Source organism: Thermus altitudinis (assembly GCF_022760835.1).
GTDB lineage: Bacteria > Deinococcota > Deinococci > Deinococcales > Thermaceae > Thermus > Thermus altitudinis.
In genome coordinates, this window is sequence record NZ_JAKTNQ010000014.1 from 23,685 (window position 1) to 44,333 (window position 20,649).

17 protein-coding genes are annotated in these 20,649 nt (G+C 64.3%); 10 read left to right on the forward strand and 7 right to left on the reverse strand.

Annotation, left to right across the window (positions count from 1 at the left end; translation table 11 throughout):
- Nucleotides 1-145 precede the first annotated feature (145 nt).
- The 4 genes from L0D16_RS06580 to L0D16_RS06595 all read left to right on the forward strand — a co-directional run bounded on the left by L0D16_RS06580 (nucleotide 146) and on the right by L0D16_RS06595 (nucleotide 3,920).
- Nucleotides 146-1,582, forward strand: a complete 1,437-nt coding sequence (locus tag L0D16_RS06580) for an MBL fold metallo-hydrolase (RefSeq protein ID WP_243030749.1) — start codon at nucleotides 146-148, stop codon at nucleotides 1,580-1,582.
- Between the two features lie 62 nt (nucleotides 1,583-1,644).
- Entirely contained in the window at nucleotides 1,645-2,304 is a 660-nt protein-coding gene (locus L0D16_RS06585; RefSeq protein WP_243030750.1) for a rhodanese-like domain-containing protein, read from the forward strand.
- Nucleotides 2,301-3,062, forward strand: a complete 762-nt coding sequence (locus L0D16_RS06590) for a sulfite exporter TauE/SafE family protein (RefSeq protein WP_243030751.1) — start codon at nucleotides 2,301-2,303, stop codon at nucleotides 3,060-3,062. The genes L0D16_RS06585 and L0D16_RS06590 overlap by 4 nt, the downstream gene beginning before the upstream one ends.
- 9 nt (nucleotides 3,063-3,071) lie before the next feature.
- Complete coding sequence (locus tag L0D16_RS06595; RefSeq protein ID WP_243030752.1) at nucleotides 3,072-3,920, forward strand: carbon-nitrogen hydrolase family protein; 849 nt, start codon at nucleotides 3,072-3,074, stop codon at nucleotides 3,918-3,920.
- Here L0D16_RS06595 and L0D16_RS06600 read toward each other — a convergent pair.
- Nucleotides 3,915-4,850, reverse strand: coding sequence for a peptidylprolyl isomerase (locus tag L0D16_RS06600; protein WP_243030753.1), 936 nt, complete (start codon nucleotides 4,848-4,850; stop codon nucleotides 3,915-3,917). The two genes, L0D16_RS06595 and L0D16_RS06600, sit on opposite strands and share 6 nt — an antisense overlap.
- A gap of 13 nt (nucleotides 4,851-4,863) precedes the next feature.
- Between L0D16_RS06600 and hemE the strand changes: the two genes are divergently transcribed.
- The 6 genes from hemE to L0D16_RS06630 are packed head-to-tail and all read left to right on the forward strand — an operon-like array spanning nucleotide 4,864 to nucleotide 16,765.
- The gene (gene hemE / locus L0D16_RS06605) at nucleotides 4,864-5,889 is read left to right on the forward strand and encodes a uroporphyrinogen decarboxylase (RefSeq protein WP_243030783.1); all 1,026 of its coding nucleotides are present in this window, start codon (nucleotides 4,864-4,866) and stop codon (nucleotides 5,887-5,889) included.
- Nucleotides 5,886-6,839 carry a ferrochelatase gene (gene hemH / locus L0D16_RS06610; RefSeq protein ID WP_243030754.1) on the forward strand — a complete coding sequence of 318 codons (954 nt, stop codon included), beginning with the start codon at nucleotides 5,886-5,888 and terminating at the stop codon, nucleotides 6,837-6,839. The genes hemE and hemH overlap by 4 nt, the downstream gene beginning before the upstream one ends.
- Nucleotides 6,827-8,182: a protoporphyrinogen oxidase gene (gene hemG, locus L0D16_RS06615; protein ID WP_243030755.1), complete on the forward strand. Its 1,356-nt coding sequence runs from the start codon at nucleotides 6,827-6,829 to the stop codon at nucleotides 8,180-8,182. The genes hemH and hemG overlap by 13 nt, the downstream gene beginning before the upstream one ends.
- A gap of 36 nt (nucleotides 8,183-8,218) precedes the next feature.
- On the forward strand, nucleotides 8,219-10,459 hold the full coding sequence (locus tag L0D16_RS06620) for a diguanylate cyclase (RefSeq protein ID WP_243030756.1): 2,241 nt from the start codon (nucleotides 8,219-8,221) through the stop codon (nucleotides 10,457-10,459).
- Nucleotides 10,460-10,498: 39 nt separating this feature from the next.
- Nucleotides 10,499-13,066 carry a bifunctional diguanylate cyclase/phosphodiesterase gene (locus L0D16_RS06625; protein WP_243030757.1) on the forward strand — a complete coding sequence of 856 codons (2,568 nt, stop codon included), beginning with the start codon at nucleotides 10,499-10,501 and terminating at the stop codon, nucleotides 13,064-13,066.
- A gap of 9 nt (nucleotides 13,067-13,075) precedes the next feature.
- The gene (locus tag L0D16_RS06630) at nucleotides 13,076-16,765 is read left to right on the forward strand and encodes a PAS domain S-box protein (RefSeq protein ID WP_243030758.1); all 3,690 of its coding nucleotides are present in this window, start codon (nucleotides 13,076-13,078) and stop codon (nucleotides 16,763-16,765) included.
- 6 nt (nucleotides 16,766-16,771) lie between these two features.
- Here the strand turns inward: L0D16_RS06630 and L0D16_RS06635 are convergent, their stop codons facing one another.
- The 6 genes from L0D16_RS06635 to L0D16_RS06660 are packed head-to-tail and all read right to left on the reverse strand — an operon-like array spanning nucleotide 16,772 to nucleotide 20,589.
- The gene (locus tag L0D16_RS06635) at nucleotides 16,772-17,074 is read right to left on the reverse strand and encodes a metal-sulfur cluster assembly factor (RefSeq protein WP_243030759.1); all 303 of its coding nucleotides are present in this window, start codon (nucleotides 17,072-17,074) and stop codon (nucleotides 16,772-16,774) included.
- On the reverse strand, nucleotides 17,071-18,222 hold the full coding sequence (locus L0D16_RS06640; protein ID WP_243030760.1) for a hypothetical protein: 1,152 nt from the start codon (nucleotides 18,220-18,222) through the stop codon (nucleotides 17,071-17,073). The genes L0D16_RS06635 and L0D16_RS06640 overlap by 4 nt, the downstream gene beginning before the upstream one ends.
- 56 nt (nucleotides 18,223-18,278) lie before the next feature.
- Nucleotides 18,279-19,127, reverse strand: coding sequence for a protoglobin domain-containing protein (locus L0D16_RS06645; RefSeq protein WP_243030761.1), 849 nt, complete (start codon nucleotides 19,125-19,127; stop codon nucleotides 18,279-18,281).
- Nucleotides 19,124-19,561, reverse strand: a complete 438-nt coding sequence (locus L0D16_RS06650; RefSeq protein WP_243030762.1) for a hypothetical protein — start codon at nucleotides 19,559-19,561, stop codon at nucleotides 19,124-19,126. Before L0D16_RS06650 ends, L0D16_RS06645 begins: the two co-directional genes overlap by 4 nt.
- Nucleotides 19,562-19,573: 12 nt before the next feature.
- A complete protein-coding gene (locus tag L0D16_RS06655) occupies nucleotides 19,574-20,398 on the reverse strand; it encodes a DUF2249 domain-containing protein (protein WP_243030763.1) in 825 nt (274 codons plus the stop codon).
- Nucleotides 20,371-20,589 (reverse strand): DUF2249 domain-containing protein, encoded by a 219-nt coding sequence (locus L0D16_RS06660; protein WP_243030764.1) that lies wholly within the window; start codon nucleotides 20,587-20,589, stop codon nucleotides 20,371-20,373. Before L0D16_RS06660 ends, L0D16_RS06655 begins: the two co-directional genes overlap by 28 nt.
- Nucleotides 20,590-20,649: the final 60 nt, after the last annotated feature.

Genomic DNA, 20,649 nt, shown 5'->3' on the forward strand with positions numbered 1-20,649 from the left:
ATCGGGGTACATCCTTTCACCACTATAGCAAAGAAGGGACGCCAGGAGAATGTGCCCATTATCTCCATCCCCCCGCTTGACCCATATACCCCACATGGGTATACTGCGGACCGTGGGGGCAGATGTCCCTATCTGGAGGTGAAGCATGGTTTTCCGCCAAGTCTACGAAGAAGGTCTAGCCCAGATGAGCTACTTCCTCGGTTGCGCCGCCACGGGGGAGGCCTTGGTGGTGGACCCCAAGCGGGACATTGACACCTACCTGGAGATGGCCCAGAGCTTCGGCATGCGCATCGTGGCCGTGGCCGAGACCCACATCCACGCCGACTACCTCTCGGGGGCCAGGGAACTGGCCAAGGCCACGGGAGCCACCCTCTACCTTTCCGACGAGGTGGATGAGAACTGGAAGTACCAGGGGTTGGAGGGCTTCAGCTACGTCCTCCTCAAGGATGGGGACGAGTTTAAGGTGGGGAATATTCGGGTCAAGGCCGTGCACACCCCTGGCCACACCCCGGAGCACATCTCCTTCCTGGTGGCCGATGGGGCCGTCACCGATGAGCCTCTCCTTTTCCTCACCGGGGACTTCGTCTTTGTGGGGGACATTGGCCGGCCGGACCTTCTAGAGGAAGCCGCAGGCATCAAGGGCACCGCTTTGCCCGGGGCCAAGCGCATGTTCCAAAGCCTCAAGGAGAAGTTCCTGACCCTTCCCGACCACGTCCAGGTCTGGCCCGGGCACGGGGCGGGTTCCGCCTGCGGCAAGGCCCTGGGGGCCCTTCCCGCCACCACCGTGGGCTACGAAAGGCGGTACGCCTGGTGGGCGGGGTACCTGGACCGAAACGACGAGGAAGGCTTTGTCAAGGCTCTGCTGGAAGGCCAGCCGGAGGCCCCCACCTACTTCAAGGAGATGAAGCGGCTCAACCGGGATGGCATGCCCATCCTGGGGGGCATCCCTCACCCGGGCCGCCTCACCAAGGCGCAGTTTGAGCGCTACCTGGCAGAGGGGGCTATTCTGGTGGACACCCGGGACAAGTTCGCCTTTGCGGGCGGGCACCTCCGGGGGGCCATCAACATCCCTGCGGGCAAGAACTTCTCCACCTGGGCGGGGTGGCTTCTGCCCTATGAGCGGCCCCTCATCCTCCTGGCCCACCCTTCCGAGGTGGAGGCCCTGACCCGGGCCCTGATCCGCATCGGCCTGGACGAGGTGGTGGGGTACATACCGGGCCTCGAGGGCTACGCCGACGGGGAACTGGAAACCGTGCCCCAGATTACCGCCAAGGAGGCCCATGCCTTCTGGCAAAAGGGCGAGGCGGTGATCCTGGACGTGCGGGGCCGGGACGAGTACCTGGCCGGGCACATCCCCGGGGCCATGAACATCCACGCGGGCCGCGTCCTGGCCCACCTGGACAAGCTTCCCCAGGACAAGCCCCTCATCGTTCACTGTGTGGGCGGGGACCGCTCCAGCACCGCCATCAGCGCCCTCTTGTCCCATGGCTTTAAGAACGCCCTCAACCTCACCGGGGGGATCAAGGCCTGGCAGGAGGCGGGCTTCCCGGTGGTGAAGGGGGAAGAGCTGGTCCAAGCGTGAGTAGCCCGCTGGGGAGCTGGGGCCATACCCCGGTTCCCCAGGGCATCTAGGGGAGGCCAACCATGTACGAAGCGCAAGTCAAGGACCTAAGCCCAGAAGATGCCAAAGAGCTTTACGACCAAGGTGTGCCCTTCATAGACGTGCGGGAGGTGGAGGAGTACGCCCAGGCCCGGATCCCGGGGGCGGGCCTCCTCCCCCTTTCCGAGTTCATGGCCCGCTATGGGGAGATCCCCAAGGACCGGCCTGTGGTCCTCTACTGCCGCACGGGAAACCGCTCTTGGCAAGCGGCCGCCTGGCTTTCCGCCCAAGGTTACGGGAACATCTACAACTTAGAAGGGGGGATTGTTCACTGGTACCGCTCAGGCCTTCCCGTGGACACCACCCCGGTGGAGGTGGGCTACGCCGCCACCCCCTACCAGGAAGTAGGCCCCCATGAGGCGGAAAAACTCTTGCAGGAGGCCCTGGTGGTGGATGTCCGGGAGCCTTGGGAGTACGCGGAAGGGCATGTGCCCGGGGCCATCAACATTCCCCTCTCCTCCCTGCCGCAACGCCTGGCCGAGCTTCCCCAGGACCGGCCCATCCTCCTGGTCTGCAACTCCGGCAACCGCTCGGGGGTGGCGGCGGACTTCCTGGTAGGTCAGGGCTTCCCGGGGGACAAGGTGTTCAACCTCGAGGGCGGCACCTACGCCTGGATGGGAGCAGGCCTCCCGGTGGAGCGATGATCCTCGCCCTGATCGGAGCCCTTCTCATAGGGCTTTCCTTGGGTCTTTTGGGTTCGGGGGGGTCCATCCTCACGGTGCCCGTCTTGGTCTACCTCCTGGGCGAACCTCCCAAACAGGCCATCGCCGAAAGCCTCCTCATCGTGGGGGGGATCGCCCTTTTGGGGGCGATCCCCTACGCCCTCAGGGGTCTTGTGGATTGGCGCAACGTGCTCTTCTTTGGCCTTCCGGGCATGGCGGGCACCTACCTGGGAGCCTGGCTTTCCCGCTTCGTCTCCGGGGAGGTGCAGCTTCTCACCTTCGCCATGGTGATGCTCCTAGCCGCCTACTCCATGGCCCGGCCCACCCCCTTATCCTCGGCCAAAAGGGCCTCCCGCAAAGCCTGGAAGGTGGTCCTGGATGGCCTAGCCGTGGGAGCCCTTACCGGATTTGTAGGCGTGGGGGGAGGGTTTCTCATCGTCCCCGCCTTGGTCCTCCTGGGGGGGCTTCCCATGCACCTGGCGGTGGGCACAAGCCTTCTCATCATCGCCCTTAAATCCTTCACCGGCTTCTACAAGTACCTGCACCTCCTGCCCCAGTACGGCCTAGGGGTGGACTACCCCGTGGCCCTTCTCTTCATCGCCGTGGGCACCCTGGGGAGTTTTTGGGGTGGGCGGCTTGCCGTGCGCCTGCCCCAGGAGAGCCTGAGGCGGGGCTTCGCCCTTTTCCTGGTGGTCATGGGGGTTTTCATCCTGGGCCAGAACCTGGTCCAGGGACATTAGACTAAAGGGGTGCCCTTCCGCACCCTCCTGGCCATCCAAGCGGAAACCAGGCCGGAGCACTACCGCACGGAAGAAGCCTTTCGCAAACGGGTCTTTTCCCTCTTAAGGCCCTTACAGGGCACCCCCTCCCCCCGCCTGTCCGCCTTCCCCGAGCTTTTCGGGCTTCCCCTGCTCCTCCACCTGGGAGGGGATTTCCACCCCCGGGAGCTCCTCCGCTCTCCCCTATCCCCCTGGAAACGGGCGCGGAAGGCCTACGAGGTCTTTCACCGGACCATGGCCGAGGCCGCCAGGGCCTTCGGTACCTACCTCCTCTCCGGCACCCTCCTTTCCCCGCCTTACGAGGAGGAGCTGGCCCGAGGGCGCTTCGCCAGGAGCCCTTTCTTCCAGAACCTGGCCCTCTTCTTCAATCCCCATGGCCGCCTTCTGGCCCAGGTGCCTAAGATGGAGCTTACCCCCCCGGAGCGCTGGCTTAGGCGCGGAAGCTTCGGGCCCCACCTGGTCCAAACCCAAGCGGGCCGGGTGGGAGTCCTAATCTGTCTGGACGGATTTTTTGAAAATCACCTGGCCCGCCTGGATGCCCTGGGGGCGGAAATCCTCCTGCAACCCTCCGCCAACCCCGCCCCCTGGGAAAGGCCTTGGCCTTGGGATAGGTCCAGGAAAGAGGGCGAGGTGTGGCTCGCCTCCGCCAGGGAACGGCTAAGGGACCGCGAGAACCTAAGGCTCCTCCTTAACCCCATGCTGAACGGAACAATCCTGGGCCTAAGCTTTGAGGGGCAAAGCGGCATCTATGCCCCTGGGGAGGCCCTGGTCCTGGCCAAGGCCCCCCGTGGGGATGAATCCCTTCTCCTGGTCCTATAGACGCTCGGGGAAAAGGGTGATGGGATAAGGGCGGATCAAAGCCTTGGCCAGCCGTTCCCATGCCAGGTCCTTCACCCCCTGGGCGATCTCCTCCGCCACCTCCTCCAAGGGGTAGCGTCCAGGCGGCACCGTCTTTTCCAAAAGGATCACGTGGAAGCCGAACTCCGTACCCACGGGAGGGGAAACCTCCCCCGGCTTGAGGCCGAGAAGGGCCTTTTCAAAGGCGGGAATATAGGTGCCTTTCGGCTCGCATCCCAGGTCCCCACCCGCCTCCTTGGAGCCCGGGTCCTGGGAAACCTCCTGGGCCACCTGGGCAAAGGCCTCCCCCTTCGCCAGGCGGGCGAACACTTCCTTGGCTGCCTCCAGGGTAGGCACCAAAATGTGCCGGGCGCAGTAAAGGGTGGGGTGGCGGTACTCCGGGGAAAGGAGCCAAAGGGCCTTTAGGGCGGCGGGAGACACCCTTAGGGCTTGCCGGTAATGGGCCTCCAGGGCCTCGAGGGCCATGGCCTCAGAAAGCAAGAGGCGGTAGGCATCCAGGTCGGGTATCCCGGCTTGCAAAAGCGCCTGGAGCAGGGCCTCCTGGGAAGGAAAGGCCTCGGAGAGTTCCCAGACCTTCTTGGCCACCGCTTCCTCCTTTGGCCAAAACCCCCTTTTCCGGGCCACCTGCAGAAGAGCCCGTTCCTCCGCCAAGGCCTCCAAGTAAGGGGCCCGGTACTGGGCCAGAAGGGCCCGGGTGTCCTGGTTGTCGGGAAGGCCCAGTTGGCGAAGGGCGCCTTTGGCGAAGAGGCCAAAGCGTAGCTCAAACTGGCTTCTCGTGAGGCTTTCGGACCCCACCTGGGCCACCACCGGATCCTCTTGAGCAAAGGCCAGAAGGCCCAGGGCCAGAAGGAAAAGCCCCCACAAGGGGTTGCGGGAAAAAAGAAGGCGCATGCCCCATGCTAGCATGGAGGGCGTGAACGACCTCATCCTCAAGGCCGCTCGCGGGGAGCCCACCCCTAGGCCCCCCGTGTGGTTCATGCGCCAGGCGGGCCGTTACCAAAAGGAATACCAGGAGATCCGCAAGCGCTACTCCCTCCCGGAGATCGTGCAAAACCCCGAGGTCTGCGCTGAGGTCACCCTCTTGCCCGTGCGGCAGCTGGGGGTGGACGCCGCCATCCTCTTCGCCGACATCACCACCCCCCTCTACGGCATGGGGGTGGAGCTGGACCTGGTGGAGGGCAAGGGCCCGGTGATCCCTAACCCCATCCGCAACGAAAGGGGGGTGGAGGCCTTAAGGCCCTTGGAACCGGAAGAGGCCGTGCCCTTTGTGCTGGACACCATCCGTATTCTAAAAAAGGACCTGAGGGTTCCCCTAATCGGTTTCGCCGGGGCGCCCTTCACCTTGGCCAGCTACCTCATAGAAGGCGGGCCCAGCCGCCACTTCCGGGAGGTGAAGACCTTCATGTACCGGGAAGAGGCCCTCTGGCACCGCCTCCTGGCAAAGCTCACCGAGGCCATGGCCAGGTACCTGAAGGCCCAGGTGGAGGCGGGGGCCGACCTCCTCCAGGTCTTTGACTCCTGGGTAGGGGCCCTTTCCCCTTCGGACTACCGCCGGTACGTGAAGCCCCACATGGAACGGCTCTTCCAGGAGCTAAAGCCCCTAGGGGTGCCGGTGATCCATTTCGGGGTGGGGACCATGGGCCTACTGGAGGACATGCGGGAAGCGGGCGGGGATGTGCTCGGCCTGGACCACCACACCCCCCTTCCCTGGGCCCGGGAGGTCTTGGGGGAAACCCCCGTCCAGGGTAACCTGGACCCCGTGGTCCTCTTCGCCCCTAAGGAAGTGATCCGGCGGGAGGTGAGGCGCATCCTGGAGGAAAACGCCGGCAGAGCAGGGCATATCTTCAACCTGGGCCACGGCATTCTGCCCCAGACCCCCGTGGACCACGTGCGCTACGTGGTAGAACTCCTAAAGGAGGCGGAAGCATGAACGTACTCCTCATGGCCTACGGCACCCCCTATACCCCGGAAGAGATTGAGCCCTATTACACCGACATCCGCCGGGGAAGGCGCCCCTCGGAAGAGCTCATCAAGGAACTGGAAGAACGTTACGCCGCCATTGGCAAGAGCCCCCTGAACGAGATCACCCTGGTGCAGGCCATAAGGCTCCAGGCGCTTTTGAACCTCGAGGCCCCCGTCTATCCCAAGCGCCTTCTCGGCCCCTTTGGCCCCCGTACCCCCCAGGGCCCCGCCCGGGTCTACGTGGGCACCAAGCACTGGCACCCTTCCATCGGAGAGGCCTTGGCCGCCATGCACGAGGATGGGGTGCGGCGGGCGGTGGCCATCGTGGCCGCTCCCCACTACTCCCTGAGAAGCGTGGCCGAGTACCAGGAAAAGGTGGACCAGGCCCTCAAGGCCCTCCCTGAGCCCATAGAGGTGGTCTGGGTGCAAAGCTACGAGGCCCACCCCGGCCTCATCGCCGCCTATGCCAGAAGGCTGGAGGAGGCCATCTGGAGGCTACGGGAGCCCAGGAAGGCGGCCTACGTCTTCACCGCCCATTCCATCCCCCTCGCCGCCGTGGAACGGGGCGACCCCTACCCGCGCCAAGTGGAAAGGACGGCGGAGCTCATCGCCAAAAGGCTGGCCCTCCCCCGGTATAGCGTGGCCTACCAGTCGGCGGGGCGGACCCCCGAACCTTGGCTGGGCCCCGACATCAACGAGCACCTGAGGGCCCTAAGGGAAGAGGGCTTTGAAGAGGTGGTGGTGCAGGCGGTGGGCTTCCCCGCCGACCATCTGGAGGTCTACTACGACCTGGACCTCGAGGCCCAAGCCACCGCCCAGGAGGTGGGCCTAAGGCTCCTCAGGGCCCGGAGCCTCAACGCCGACTTGGACTATATCCAGGTGCTCAAGGACCTGGTGGAGGCGGCGTGGCTCAAGTAGCTGTGGTAGGGGGAGGATGGGCGGGGCTTTCCGCCGCCTTGGCCGTGAAGGAGGCCGGGGTGGACTTCCGGCTCTTTGAGGCCAGCCTCCGCCTGGGAGGGAAGGTGCGCACCCACAAGGGGGAAGGGTTTTTGGTGGAAGGGGGCCCCGATGCCAGCGTGCGCTACAAAAAGGAGGTGCTGGAACTGGGGGAACGCTTCGGCCTAACCCCCATCGGCACCCTTCCTGCCAAGCCTGCGGCCTACATCCTGCGCCGGGGAAAGGCCCATCCCCTCCCCGAGGGGCTTCTGCAAATCGTCCCCGGCAACCTCAAGGGCCTAGCCCGCACCTCCCTCCTCTCCTTTTCCGGGAAGCTTAGGGCCCTCTACGATCTCTTCCTCCCCCGGGGGAGCAAGGAAGACGAGAGCCTCAGGGAGTTTGTGGAGAGAAGGCTGGGTCCCGAGGTCTTTGCCGCCCTGGTGGCCCCCTTGGCGGGGGGCATCTACGGGGGGGAGCCGGACGAGCTTTCCCTGAAGGCCGCTTTCCCCCAGCTTCTGGAGCTGGAAAGAAGGCACCGCAGCCTCATCCTGGGGGCCATGCGCACCCAAAAGGCCCGGGGAAGCCGCGAGGGGGGAAGCCTCTTCTTCTCCTTCCAGGAGGGGCTTTCCGCCCTGACCCAGAGGCTAAAGGAGGAGGTGGTAGAGAAGACCCTCCTGGGTACCCCTGTCCTGGCCCTGGAGCCCCTGGGGAGCCGCTACCGCCTCCATACCCCTAGGGGCACCTGGGAAGCGGAGGCGGTGATTCTGGCCACCCCTGCCCCGGTGGCCGCCCAGCTTTTAAGGCCCTTTCTTCCCGAGGCCACCGCGCTTCTCAAGGGTATTCCCCACACCCCTGCGGCCACCGTGAGCCTGGCCTTTTCCGAGGCCTTGCCCGTGGAGGGGCACGGGCTCCTCATCGCCCAGGGGGAAGGGTACCGGGCAAGGGGCTTCACCTGGACCCACGGGAAGTGGCCGGGAAGGGCCCCCGAGGGCTGGTCCTTGGTGCGGGCCTACTTCTCCGGGGAGGTGGCCCGGCTCTCGGAAGGCGAGCTGGCCAAGGTGGCCCTGGAGGACCTCCGCCGCTTCCTGGGCCAGGAGGTAAGGCCAGAGCGCACCTTTGCCTTCCGCTTCCCCGAGGGCATGCCCGCCTACCGGGTAGGCCACCTGGAGCGCATGGAAAGGCTAGACCTGGCCCTCCTTAAAGCCCCGGGGCTCTTTCTGGCGGGGAACTACCTGGAAGGGGTGGGCCTCCCCGAGGTGGTGCGCTCAGGGAGAAAGGCCGCTGGGCGGGCCTTGGGCTACCTCGCCCTCACCCCCACCCCCTAGGCAAAGGAGGGGTGGCCCGATTAGGATAGGCCAAACATGGTTTTGCCCTACCCCGCCCTCGCCCTAGGCTCCCTTCTCATAGGCCTATTGGCAGGGTTTTTGGGCTACTCCGATCCCTACATCCTCCCCTGGTTCATGATCTTCACCGCCGCCACCGCCAGCCTCCACGGGCTCGCTTGGGGATTGCTGGCGGCCCTCTTCTCGGCTGGGGTTCTCCTCCTCTTTCCCGGCTTCAACATCATGGCCCTGGCCCTTCTCCTCCTTTCCGCCTGGCTTGCCCACAGCATTGGGGAAAGCCTGAGAAGGGCCCACCGCCGGGCCAAGGCTCTAGCTAAGGGCCAAAGGCTCCTTACCGAGGCCCTCGAGGCCCTGCCCCAGGCGGCAAACCGGGAAATCCTCCTCGCCTCCCTCCCCGAGCGCCTGGCCGCCTTGGGCGAAGGTGGGCACGTGGGGGTCTGGGTACCCGTAGAGCGCGGCTTCCGCCTTCTTTCCAGCATCCCCCCCTTGGCCCTTGAGGAGGTCCCGGCCAGCGGAGTCCTGGGCCGCGCCCTACAGGAAGCCCAGCCGGTTCACGTGCCCGACGTGCGCCAGGAGCCCGGTTACATCCCCGCCCCCGGCTTAAACGTCCTCTCGGAACTGGCCCTGCCCCTTTGGCAGCGGGGCGAGGTGGTGGCCATCCTCAACCTGGAGCGCCCTGCCCCCTTCACCCCGGAGGAAGTGGAGGGGCTTACCCGCTTTGCCCAGGCGGTAAGCCTCCAGTTGGACCGGCTTGCCGACCTGGAGGAACGAAGGCTTCTGGCCGAGCTCTCCCTACGCCTGCAAAGCGCTACCATCCTGAGGGAAGCGGCGGAAAAAGCCTTGGCCCTCCTCCTGGAGGCCCTCCACCTGGAGGCCGGTACCCTTTGGGAGGTGCAGGGCGAGCGCATGGTGGCCCTGGCTTACCGGGGTGTAGAGGAACCCACCCTCCTAGAGGTTCTAAGAAAGGGCCTCCCCTACGGGCAGGGTCTGGCCTGGGAGGTATACCGTGGGCAAAGCCCGCTCTTTACCGCCCGCTATGCCGAGGAGGCCCAGGCCATACCCCCCCTTAAGGCCCTTGGCTGGCACACCCTGGCCGCCTTGCCCATTCCCTCCCCCAAGGCCCCTCGGAGCCGTCGGGTGATGGTGGTAGGGCAAAAGGAAGCGCGCTTATGGCGAAGGGCTGAGGTGGAGCTCCTCCTCCTGGCCAGCCGCACCTTGGGCCTTGGGCTAGAGCGCCTTGCGGAAAAGGCCCGCCATGAAGGGGTGAACCGGCTCTTCCTAGAGCTTTTAGAGAAGCCCCTGGAAGAGCTTTACGGGCGTATCCTGCTGGAGGCGATCCGCCAGGTCCCAGGGGCAGAGGCTGGAAGCCTCTTGGTCTGGGAAAACGGGGCCTACCATTACAAGGCGGCTTTCGGATACCGCTTGGAGGGCCTGAGAACCGTGGCCTTCAGCCAGGAGGAGCAGCTCCTTTGGTACCGCCTGGGCCCCGAGAAGGCCCAAAAGGGGGAGCCCCGCATCCTTAGTCTAGAACACGAGCCCATTGCCGCCATCAGCCACGAAACCGCCCCGCCGGAGATTATGGACACCGCTGGCCGGGTCCAGGAGATCCAGGCCAACCTGTGCCTGCCGATCCCCTACAAAGGGGAGGTCTTGGCCTATTTGAACCTGGATAACCTCCACGATCCCCAGGCCTTCGGCGAAGACTCTTTGGAGGCTGCCCACTTTTTCGCCGCCCCCCTGGCCACCCTGCTCCACGAAAGCCGCACCCGCAAGCTCCTGGAGGAAGCCGCCCTCACCGACCCCCTTACGGGCCTGGGCAACCGCCGGGCTTTTGAGCGCTTCCTCCAGGAAGAGCTCAAACGGGCCGAGCGCTACGGCCATCCCCTTTCCCTCGCTGTCTTAGACCTAACAGGGTTCAAGGCGGTAAACGACCGGCTTGGGCATGCCGTGGGGGACCTGGCCCTTATCAAGGTAGCTGAGGCCCTGGAAGGGGAAAGGCGCAACGGGGACCGCCTTTTCCGCTGGGGCGGGGATGAGTTCGCGGCCATCTTTCCCCATACCCCCAAAGGGGGTGCCGTAAGCGCCGTCCTTCGTTACGCCAAAGCCATCCGGGGCCTTTGCTTTGACGGGCTCTGCCTGGGGGTGAACATCGGGGTGGCCAGCTACCCGGAAGACGGCCATACCCCGGACGCCCTCCTTTCCGCCGCCGACACCCGCATGTACGAGGCCAAGGCCCGGGGATTGGTCCTGTTTGCTTGAAGCCTCCCCGTTAGGGAGTATACTGGACCAGACCTAACCATGGACGCCATCTGGAGTCCAGACCTTTCCCAAGCGCTTCTTCCCCTCTTGCGCCTGGGCCTCGAGGGCCTGCCCCAATCCCTGGAACGAACGGGCCGGGTCCTAAAGGTCCACCGGGCCTACCTCTTCCGCCTCGAGGAGCGCCAGGGCACCTGGTACACCAGCCAGCTTGCGGAGTGGGCGGAATCGGGCACCACCCCCCAGCTGCAAAACCCTCTACTGCAAAACCTTCCCATGCGGGAAGCGGGCTATGGCCGCTGGTTGGACCTTTTCCTGGAAGGCCGGGCTGTGGCGGGACCTGTGGCCTCCTTCCCCAAGGAGGAGCGGCCCCTTTTGGAGGCCCAGGATATCCAAAGCCTCCTGGTGGTACCCATCTGGGTAGAGGGAAAGCTTTGGGGGTTTTTGGGGGTGGACGACTGCCAGCGGGATAGGGTCTTCACCCCGGAGGAGGAAGCTTCCTTGCGCACGGTGGCCGAGGCCCTGGCCCGGATCCTGGAGCTTTGGGAAAGGGACCGTTGGCTGGAAACCCTGCTGGAGTCTTCCCCCTTCTACCTGGCCCGGTTGGACAAGGAAGGCCGCCTCCTTTACGCCAACCCTGCCTTGCAAAGGGCCTTTCCCCAAGGGCCCTCCCTCCCTGTGGCCGAAGCCCTGAAGGCCCCGAACCGCCCCCACGCCCACCTTTCCCAAGATGGCCGGGTGGTGGAGTGGACCCTGCTGGCGGTACCGGGACCGGGAGAGGAGGTACTGGAGGTCTTGGCCCTGGGGTTGGACGTAACGGACCGGAAGGAAGCGGAAATCCGGGAGGCCCGCTGGAGCCTGTTTCGCAAAAACCTCCTGCAGGTTTACGAAACCCTTATGGCCGAGGGGCTTTCCGAGTCTATCTTTGGGCTGATCCTCGACGCCGCCCTGGAAACCCTCCCCGCCGCCCAGGCGGGAAGCGTCACCGTGCTCAAGGAGGACGGCTGCTACCATTTCGTGGCCGCCAAAGGGTACCACCTGAATGCCCTGCGGCAAGTATGCCTGCGCCCGGAGGAACCCCTTTCCCTTACCGGCCACCGGGAAGCCCAAGTTTTCACCTGGCGGGACCTGGAGCGCTTCAATGCCCGGCTGGATGAAAAAAGGCGCAAGATACTGGAGGAAGCGGGCAGGGTGCGGGAGATCCAGGCCATCCTCTCCGTCCCCGTGTACCTGGCCGGGGAACGCAAGGCCTTCTTGTACCTGGATAACTTTGAGCGAGAAGACGCCTTTTCCCCTTTTGACCTGGAAGTGGCCCAGGCCTTCGCCAGCCAGCTGGGTCTGCTCCTGCGCCGCATGGAGCTGGAGGGGCGAATCCAGCACCTGGCCTACCACGACCCCCTAACGGGCCTCCCCAACCGCCTTTTCTTCCTAGAGAAGCTGGCCCAGGCCCTGCGCAAGGAGGCCCAGAACATCGCCGTCCTGTACCTGGACCTGGATGGGCTCAAGTTGGTGAACGACCTGGATGGGCATGCCACCGGGGACGAGGTGCTGAGGGTGATGGCCGCCCGCTTCCGGGCCGCCCTCCGTCCTCGGGACCTGGTGGCCCGGCAAGGGGGGGATGAGTTCTTGGTGCTCCTCAGCGGCATCAAGGGTTCGGGGGAGGTTATTGCCGTGGCGGAAAGGCTTTTGCAGGTAGCCCGCATGCCCTGCCCCGTGGGGGAGCGGGTCTACCGCCTTTCCACCTCCCTGGGTATCGCCCTGGGGGAAGAGGGACTCTCACCCGGGGAACTTCTTGCTCGCGCGGACCTGGCCCTATACCGGGCCAAGGGGGAAGGAAAGGACCGCTTAGCCTTCTTTGAACCCCATCTGCAAGAAGCCCTGCGACGGGAAACCCACCTAATCGAGGCCTTAAGAAAGGACCTGGAGCAGGGTAAAGGGCTTTGGCTGGTCTATCAACCCATCGTGGATCTGCACAGCGGAAAAGAGGTGGCCCTCGAGGCCCTCTTGCGCTGGCAGCACGCCCCTCCTTCCGAGCTCATCCCCATTGCCGAACATCACCGCCTTATGCCGGAACTAGGCCGCTGGGTCCTGCGCCGTGCCTGCCAGGAGCAACCCCTCCACGGCCTTACGGTGCATGTGAACGTAAGCCCCCAGGAGCTTTTGAACCCCTCCTACTCCTACCAGGTAGCGGAGATCCTGGAGGAAACCGCCTGTCCACCCGAAAACCTGGCCCTGGAGATCACCGAAAACTCCCTGATCCCCGACGAGCGGGGGCGGGATGCCACCCGGGCCCTCCAGGCCCTCAGGGAACTGGGGGTGGGTATCTTCCTGGACGACTTTGGCTCGGGCTACTCCAGCCTAGAACGGCTAGCGGAGCTTCCTGTAGACGGGCTGAAGCTGGGTCAGGCCTTCACTCAGCGGCTGGGAAACCCTCCCGACCCCCAAAGCCCCACGGCCCGCCTTATAGCGGCGGTCCTGGCCCTGGCCCAGGCCCTAAGCCTACAGGCGGTGGCCGAGGGGATAGAAAACGATGCGGTGCTGGCGTATCTGAGAGGTCTGGGTTTCCCCTTGGGTCAAGGATACCTTCTTGGCAAGCCCCGCCGGATATAATGGTCGCACGTGAAGCTAAGCCCCCGAGAAGTCGCACTTCTCTACGGTCTTTTCTCCCTCCTGTGGGTTCTGGGTAGCGACTGGATCCTCCTGCTCCGTAGCCAGAACCCCTCTGGCTATATCCACTGGCACTTCCTCCAGGGGGGACTTTATGTGGTCTTGTCCTCCCTGCTGATTTACCTCCTGGCCAAAGGGCTACAGATCACGGAGCGAACTAGCCAAAAGGCCCTCGAGGCCTCAGAAAAACGGTTCCGCACCTTAGTGGAAAACAGCCGTGAACTCATCTACATTGTGGACCCCGAAGGGTATATCCGCTACGTTTCCCCCAACGTAGACCACGTCCTGGGCTACGATCCCCTGGGGTACACCAGAGAGCGCATTACCATACTTTCCTTTGTTCACCCCGAGGACCGCTTCTACGCCGAGGCCGCCCTGGAGGACCTCCTCCGCCACCCCGGAGCCACCCAAGAGTACAGCCTGCGCATTCTGGATCCAAAGGGTGAGGTGCGCTGGGTACGGGTCTGGGGCAAAAACCTCCTGCATGACCTTTCTGTTCAGGGAATTGTCCTGAATGTGCGGGACGAAACCGAGGAGGTCTGGCTGAAACAAGCGCTGGAGGCCCAGCGCCACCTCTTTCAGAACCTGCTGGAAACCCTTCCCGGGATACCCTGGCAGGTACAAGCAACCCCGGATGCAGACCTGCTCCGCGCCCCGATCCTCTACTTGGGACCCCAAGCCAAACGCTCCGGATACCCCCTGGAGGCCTTCCTGAGGGATCCTGGGCTTTACCTAAAGCACGTTCACCCCGAGGACCTGGACGCTTTGGAAAAAGCCTTCCACAAGGCTATTGCCGAGCCGGCCGCCGTTCAGAAAGTGGTCTTCCGATTCCGCTTGGACGACAACGGCCAAAGCCGTTGGCTGTGGCTTGAGCACAACCTAGTGTATGATAGCGAAACCCAGAGCCTCACCGGGTATACCCGGGACATAACCCAAGAAATAGAGGCACAGCGGGCCCTCGAGGCCCAAGAGGAACGCTTCCGCGTTCTCTTCCAGGCCCATCCCCTGCCCATGTGGGTCTACGATCTGGAAACCCTTCGTTTTTTAGAGGTCAACCAAGCGGCGGTGGAAAAGTACGGGTATACCCGGGAAGAGTTCCTAAGTATAACCATCTTGGATATCCGCCCGGAAGGGGAACGTCCCCGGCTCTTACAGGAGCTCAGGAACCCCAGGCCACCCCTAAAGCACTCCGGTCCCTGGATCCACCGCCTCAGGGACGGACGGGAAATCCAAGTGGAAATCTTTTCCCATACCCTCACCTACAACCACCGATCCGCCGTGTTGGTGGTGGCCCTGGATGTAACCGAGAAGCTCCAGACCGAAGCCACCATGCGCCTCCTTCAAAATGCCCTGGAGGCCGCCCACGAGGGCGTGGTCCTCACGGATCGCACAGGGCGTATCGCGTGGGTGAACCCCGCCTTCAGCCGCCTTACCGGATACCCTGCGGAGGAGGCCTTGGGCAAAAACCCCCGCATCCTGAAGTCCGGTGTCCAGGACCAAGCGTTCTACCAAGACCTTTGGGATACCATTCTCTCGGGAAGGGTATGGGAAGGAGAAATCGTCAACCGCCGTAAGGACGGCACCCTTTATACCGAGTACATGACCATAACCCCGGTACGGGAAGCGGGTGAGGTCCGCTACTTCATCGCCATCAAGCGGGACATCACCCAGGAAAAAGCCCGGGAAAGAGCCTTAAGGGAGTCGGAGGCCCTCTTCCGTACCCTGGCGGAAACCGCACCCGCCTTGATCCTTTTGTGGCAGGAAGAGCGTCTCACCTTTGCCAACGAAGAAGTCCTGCGCCTCACCGGCTACACCCGGGAGGAGCTTAACAACCGCCCTATCTGGGAGTTCGTCCACCCCGCCGACCGGGCGCTGGTCCGGGGGCGGGGCCTGGCCCGGATCCGCGGGGGAACCCCTCCCAGCCGCTACACCTTCCGCATCCTCACCAAGGAGGGGGAGATGCGTTGGCTGGACTACTCCGCCGCCCGGGTGGAGATCGGCGGTAAACCCGCCGTCTTGGGCGTGGGATTGGACATCACCGAGGCCAAGGAACGGGAACTGGCCCTGGAGGCCTTCGCCCAGGTTAGCGTGGCCCTCCGACAAAGCGAGCAGTTGAAGGAGATGATGGAGGCCGCTCTGGATACATGCCTCAAAGCCCTCGAGGCCCCGGTGGGCAGCATCCTCCTTTACGACGCCGAAACGGGGCACCTGGAGGAAGCGGCGAGCCGGGGCTGGCTTAAGGAAATCCCTACTCCCGAAACCCTGCAGGAAGAAGGGCTGGTGGCTAGGGCCTTCCGGGGTGAGGTGGTGGTAAGCCTGGACCTAAAAGGGGATCCAAGGGTGCGCCTTGGGGCCAAGCCCTTGGTCCCCGAGGGGTGGAGCGGGGTGGTGGCCCCCCTTTTGGCAGGGAAAGAGCCGGTGGGCGCCCTCACCGTGGCTTGGCCCCATCCCCGCACACCCACGGCTTCTGAAGTGGACCGGATCCTCTTTCTGGTCGAGGCCATAGGCAACGCCGTCCGCCGGGCCAGCCTTCGGCGCAAGTTGGCGCGGCGGGTGGAACAACTAGAGGCCTTGCGGGCCGTGGACCAGGCCATCGCCGCTTCCCTGGAACTGGAGCCCACCCTGGAGGTCTTCTTCAACCAGGTGATGCGCCTTCCCCTGGATGCCGCAGCCCTTTTCCTATACGACCCCAAGGAAAAGGCCCTGGAGCTCCGGGGCCTAAGGGGGTTCTATACCCCCAAGCGGGCCATTCCCCGCCGCATTCTCCTGGGCCAGGGCCACCTGGGCAAGGCCGCCCTCACAGGAGAGGTGGTCTTCGTCCCCGATCTCACCCAAGACCCTGGGGCCGAGCCCGAGTTCACCTTCAAGGAGGATCTGGTGGCGGAAAAGGTCTACCCCCTCTTCGCCAAAGGACGGCTCCTTGGGGTTCTTGCGGCCTTCACCCGCAAGCCCTGGAACCTCTCCCCCGAAGACGAAGAGTTTCTGGAATCCCTGGTATCCCAAGGTGCCGTGGCCCTGGACAACGCCCTCACCTTCCAGGAGCTCCTAAGAAGCCAGCGGGAGTTGGAAGCCGCCTACGACCTAACCCTTTGGGGCTGGGCCAAGGCGGTGGAGCTCCGGGACCAGGAGACCGCTGGCCACACCGAGCGGGTCACGGAACTCACCCTACGCCTGGCCCGGGTGCTGGGGGTACCCGAGGAGGATATAGAGCACATCCGGCGCGGGGCCATCCTACACGACGTGGGCAAGATTGCCATCCCTGACAGCGTTCTTCTCAAGCCTGGCCCCCTCACCGAGGAGGAGTGGGCCATCATGAAAAAGCATCCCGTTTACGCTTACGAGTGGCTTTCCGGCATCCCCTTCCTAAAGAAGGCCCTGGAGATTCCCTACGCCCACCACGAGCGCTGGGATGGCTCGGGCTACCCCAGGGGGCTAAAGGGCCTGGAAATACCCCTTTCCGCCCGCATCTTCGCCGTGGTGGACGTTTACGACGCCCTCACCTCCGACCGTCCGTACCGGAAGGCCTGGCCCAAGGAAAGGGCCCTGGCCTACCTCCAAGAGCAAGCAGGCCGGCAGTTTGATCCCGTGGTGATGGAAGCCTTCTTGCGGGCCATAGAGGAAAGCGAAGGCCTCACCTCCTGAGCAGGATCAAACCCAGCCCAAGAGTTGCCTGGCTTCCGGGGAAAGGCGGTCGGGAGTCCAGGGGGGTTCAAAGGTGAGCTCTACCTCCACCGCCTCCACCCCAGGAAGCCGGCTTAGGGCCTGGCGCACCGCATCCCCCATGCTGTCGTGCAAGGGGCAGCCTGGGGTGGTCAGGGTCATGCGCACGTAGGCCCTGGGCGGCTCCACCTTGAGCTCGTAGATGAGCCCCAGGTTCACCACGTCCAAGCCCAGCTCCGGGTCGTAAACCGTCCGCAATAGGTTCCAAGCCTGTTCCTCCAACGGGTTCATCGCCGCATCACCTCCACCAGGGCATAGGCATGGGGGAAAACCCCCATGAAGTAGACCCACCCCGCCCAAGGCAGGAAGGGAATAAGCAAGGCCCCTAGGGCCAGAAGCCCCCCCGCCAGATACCCCGCCTTCTCGGGCAGCATCTCCTTGAGCATGGGGACCTTCTCCTTTCCTGCCTTGGGAGCATACCGGTGGGTCCAGACCAAAAAGGGCAGGATCTTGTAGAGCATTCCCGTTACCACCAGCCCCACGAAGCCCAAGGCGAACCAAAGGGCAGCCCAGACAGGGTCAAAGGGCAGGGCCAGGAGGGCCAGGCCCAGGAAGAAGAGGCCCAGGAGGTAGTGCCGCACCCCGATATCCAGGGCCTTCTTCATGCGGTTTCTGAGGATGCGCCAGGTGTCGTAGAGGGCGAGGGCATAGGCCAGAAGGAGGAGGAGATAGCCCAACCTCTCCCCCATGGCCAGACCCAGAAGCCCCAGGTTGGCGGCCAAAAGAAAGAGCCCCAGGATGCGCTCGTCCACACCATGGGTGAGCGTGAACATGGACACAAGTTTGTACCCTACCCCCAGGATGGAAAGGAGGAAAACCCCACCTAAGCCCGCCAGGAGGTGCCAAGCAAGCCTTTCCGGGTCGTAGAAGCCATAGCGCTGGGAAAGGGCCTGCAAAAGCCCCAAGAGTGGGGTGAGGATCAGGTAAAAGACCACCCAGGCCAAGGCGGTGGCCACCCGGTTCCAGCGGGGAGCCTGGCGGAAGGTGAGGTAGGCGTGGTAGGCAAAAAGGAAGAGGGCCAAAAGCACCAAGGCCCCGCCGGCAGGCACCAGGGAAGGAGCCTGGGCAAAGCCCCAGGCCAGCAAGGCGATCCCAAGCCCCCAAAGGGCCATCACCGGATACCCCCACTCCGGGCGGTAAAGGGGCGCCTCGAGGACCACGGGCAAAAGCTGATGCATGGCCCCAAGGAGTACCCCCACCCCGAAGCCCAAAAGGAAGAGGTGGGCTAGGGCCAAACCCCAAGGATGCCGGGGTAAGGAAAGGGCCTCGGGGTGAAGGGCCAGGAGGAAGCCGGACACCAAGAAGAACCCCTCCCCCAAGAAGACAAAGCCGGCGGGGATGGAGAGGGGGATCACACGGTTATGGGCGGTCACCCACATCGGCTTAATCCTGAGCCACCCCCTGGGGATTGGCCATGACCCAGGTCAATGCCCCCTCAGCGGCCCGGGGGCAGAAGGGTGAGGAGGTCCCCCTCCCGCAACGGGGTGGCCAGGCCCTCGAGGTAGCGCACATCCCGGCCGTTGAGGAGGACCGTCCAACGAGGCCGAAGACGCCAGAGGGTCTTGGGTTCCAACCAAAGCCCCGCCTCCTCCTCGGCGGCCAGGGCCTCCAGGGCCAGGTCCCTGAGGACGGGGTTCACGGCGAAAGCCTTGAAGAGCGCCTCTCCCACGCTTCCCGCCCGCAAGGAAAGGGGCCTGGGCAAGGCGGGGTGGGCCAGGCCCAAAGCCTGAAAGCGCACCGCCGTCTTACCCTCCCTCAGGGCCGAGGCAGCGTCAAATCCTTTGCGCATCACCTCCTCCTGGGCGGCGAGGTAAACCAGCCAGGGACGCACATCCCGCACCCTTTCCGCCACATAGCGCCCTACCTGGGCGAAGGAAAGGCCCACGTATTCAGGGGGAATCAGAGCCTCCTTGGGGCCCAAGCCCCCGTGCCAGAGCCCCGCCCGGTACACCTCCCGGGCGAACTCCACCGAGGTGTCCACCCCGATGGTACGCGCCAGCCAGGTGGCGAAAAAGGCCCGCCTTAGGTAGAGTTCCTCTTCCCTAACCCTCCCCTCCCATCCCAGGGCCCGGGCGGTGCCGGGATGGCGGCTGAGGTGGTCGTAGACCCCGGCCACAAAGGAAGCGGCGCCCTCGAGAAGCCTCTCCGCATCCAGGCGCATAGCCTTCTTCTCCTCCTCCCCCAACCCGCCGAAGGCCAGCAGGTCAGCCAAGACCTCCTCGGGCAGAGGCGGCAGGTCCAGGATGAGGACCTCCACCTCGGAAAAGGTAACCGCTGGCTTCATCCTCCCCTCCTTTCCCTCTCCTCGCGCATTTTCCTCAGCATATCCCCCGTGACCACCCGCCTACGCATGGCCAAGGCAAAGACCAAGGTGGCGAGAAGCTGAAAGAAAGCGGAAAGCCCAAGCCAAGGGCGCAGTCCCTCCTGGCCCAGCAGGTGGAGGGGTTCTAGGACCAGCCTAAGAAGGAGGCCTGCGTTGAGGAGGAAGAAGGTGAGGGCCTCAAGGGCCTCCTGCCTCAAGCCCCCGGGCCTCGGCATCATCCAATAAGCTACCCCCATGACCATCTGCAGGAAGAAGCCCACCAGCCCAGCGTGCACGTGGGAGGGCCTGAAGGGCCCCACCAGCCCTGGGAAGAAGTAGAAGAGCGTCCCCAAGAGGGCGGTGTAGATGAGGTACAGGAGTGCCGCCCGAACGAAGAGGAAGTGCCAGAAGCCCATGGGCCTTGGGGCCTATCCCCCTTTTCGGATCAGGATCTTCACCTGCCCCGGGCCCAGGTCCTTGAGCAAGTAGGCGTGCCCTTCCTCCTCGAGGCGGGCCAGGAGGTGCACGGGGCGGCGCACGTGGTGGACCAGAAGCTTCTCCCCCGGCTTTAGCTGGGCGAGGGCCTCCAGCACCCGCATCATGGGCAAGGGGGGCTCGAGGTTCTCCTCAATGTAGACCTCCGCCTGATAGCTTGCCCAATCGGCCTCGCTTAAGGAGGTAGGGCCGGGAAGCGTCTCCCAGCCCTCACCCCCCTCCTGGCGGTAAAAGTGGACCCGGTAGTGCTTTTCCCCAAGCCGTTCGCACCAAGCCAAAAAGCCTTGCTTCCCCAGGACCCTGTAAAGGGGAATGGGCTCGAAAAGCACCTCCAAAACCAGCCTCTCCCCGGGCTTTGCCTCCTGGGCCGCCGTCATGATGGCCTGGAAGGGCTCCCCACCCTGTTCCAGGATGGGCCGCACATCCAACCGAAATCCCACGGGAGCGGAAACCCAGGAAGGAGGTGGGGTGCCAAGGAGGCTTTCCACATCCTTGGCCTCCAGCACTTCTGGCCTGGCCTCCACCCCTAGGGCCCGGTTTAACCGGGCCACCAGCTCCTCCGGCTCTAACCCCCCCATCCTGGCCGCCTGGGCCACGGTGACCAGGTTGGGCATGGTCTTGCGCAGGATGGGGTTCCTGAGCTTTTGGAAGGCCGGGCTTGCCTCCACCAGAACCGGAAGGAGCTCTGGCCAACGCCTCAAGACCTCGGCCACCTTCATCTCGGGCCGGACTACCTCTTGCCGATCCTCACCCGCCATACCTCCGGGCCCTCCTCCAGGTACGCCCAGTCCACCTGCCCCGGCCTTTCCGCCAGAAGCTGGTAGTAAAGGGGCTTAGGGTCATGGTCGTTGATCAGGACAAAACCCTCCCCAGGCCTTAGGCTGTCAAAAAGGGCAAAAATCCTGGGGTGCCGTTCCCGCGGGGGTAGCGTGCGCACATCCAGCTCCATGCTTTAAGCCTCGCCTGCCTCTCCCTTCCCTGCCATGACCTGGGTCAAGGGAATACCCGG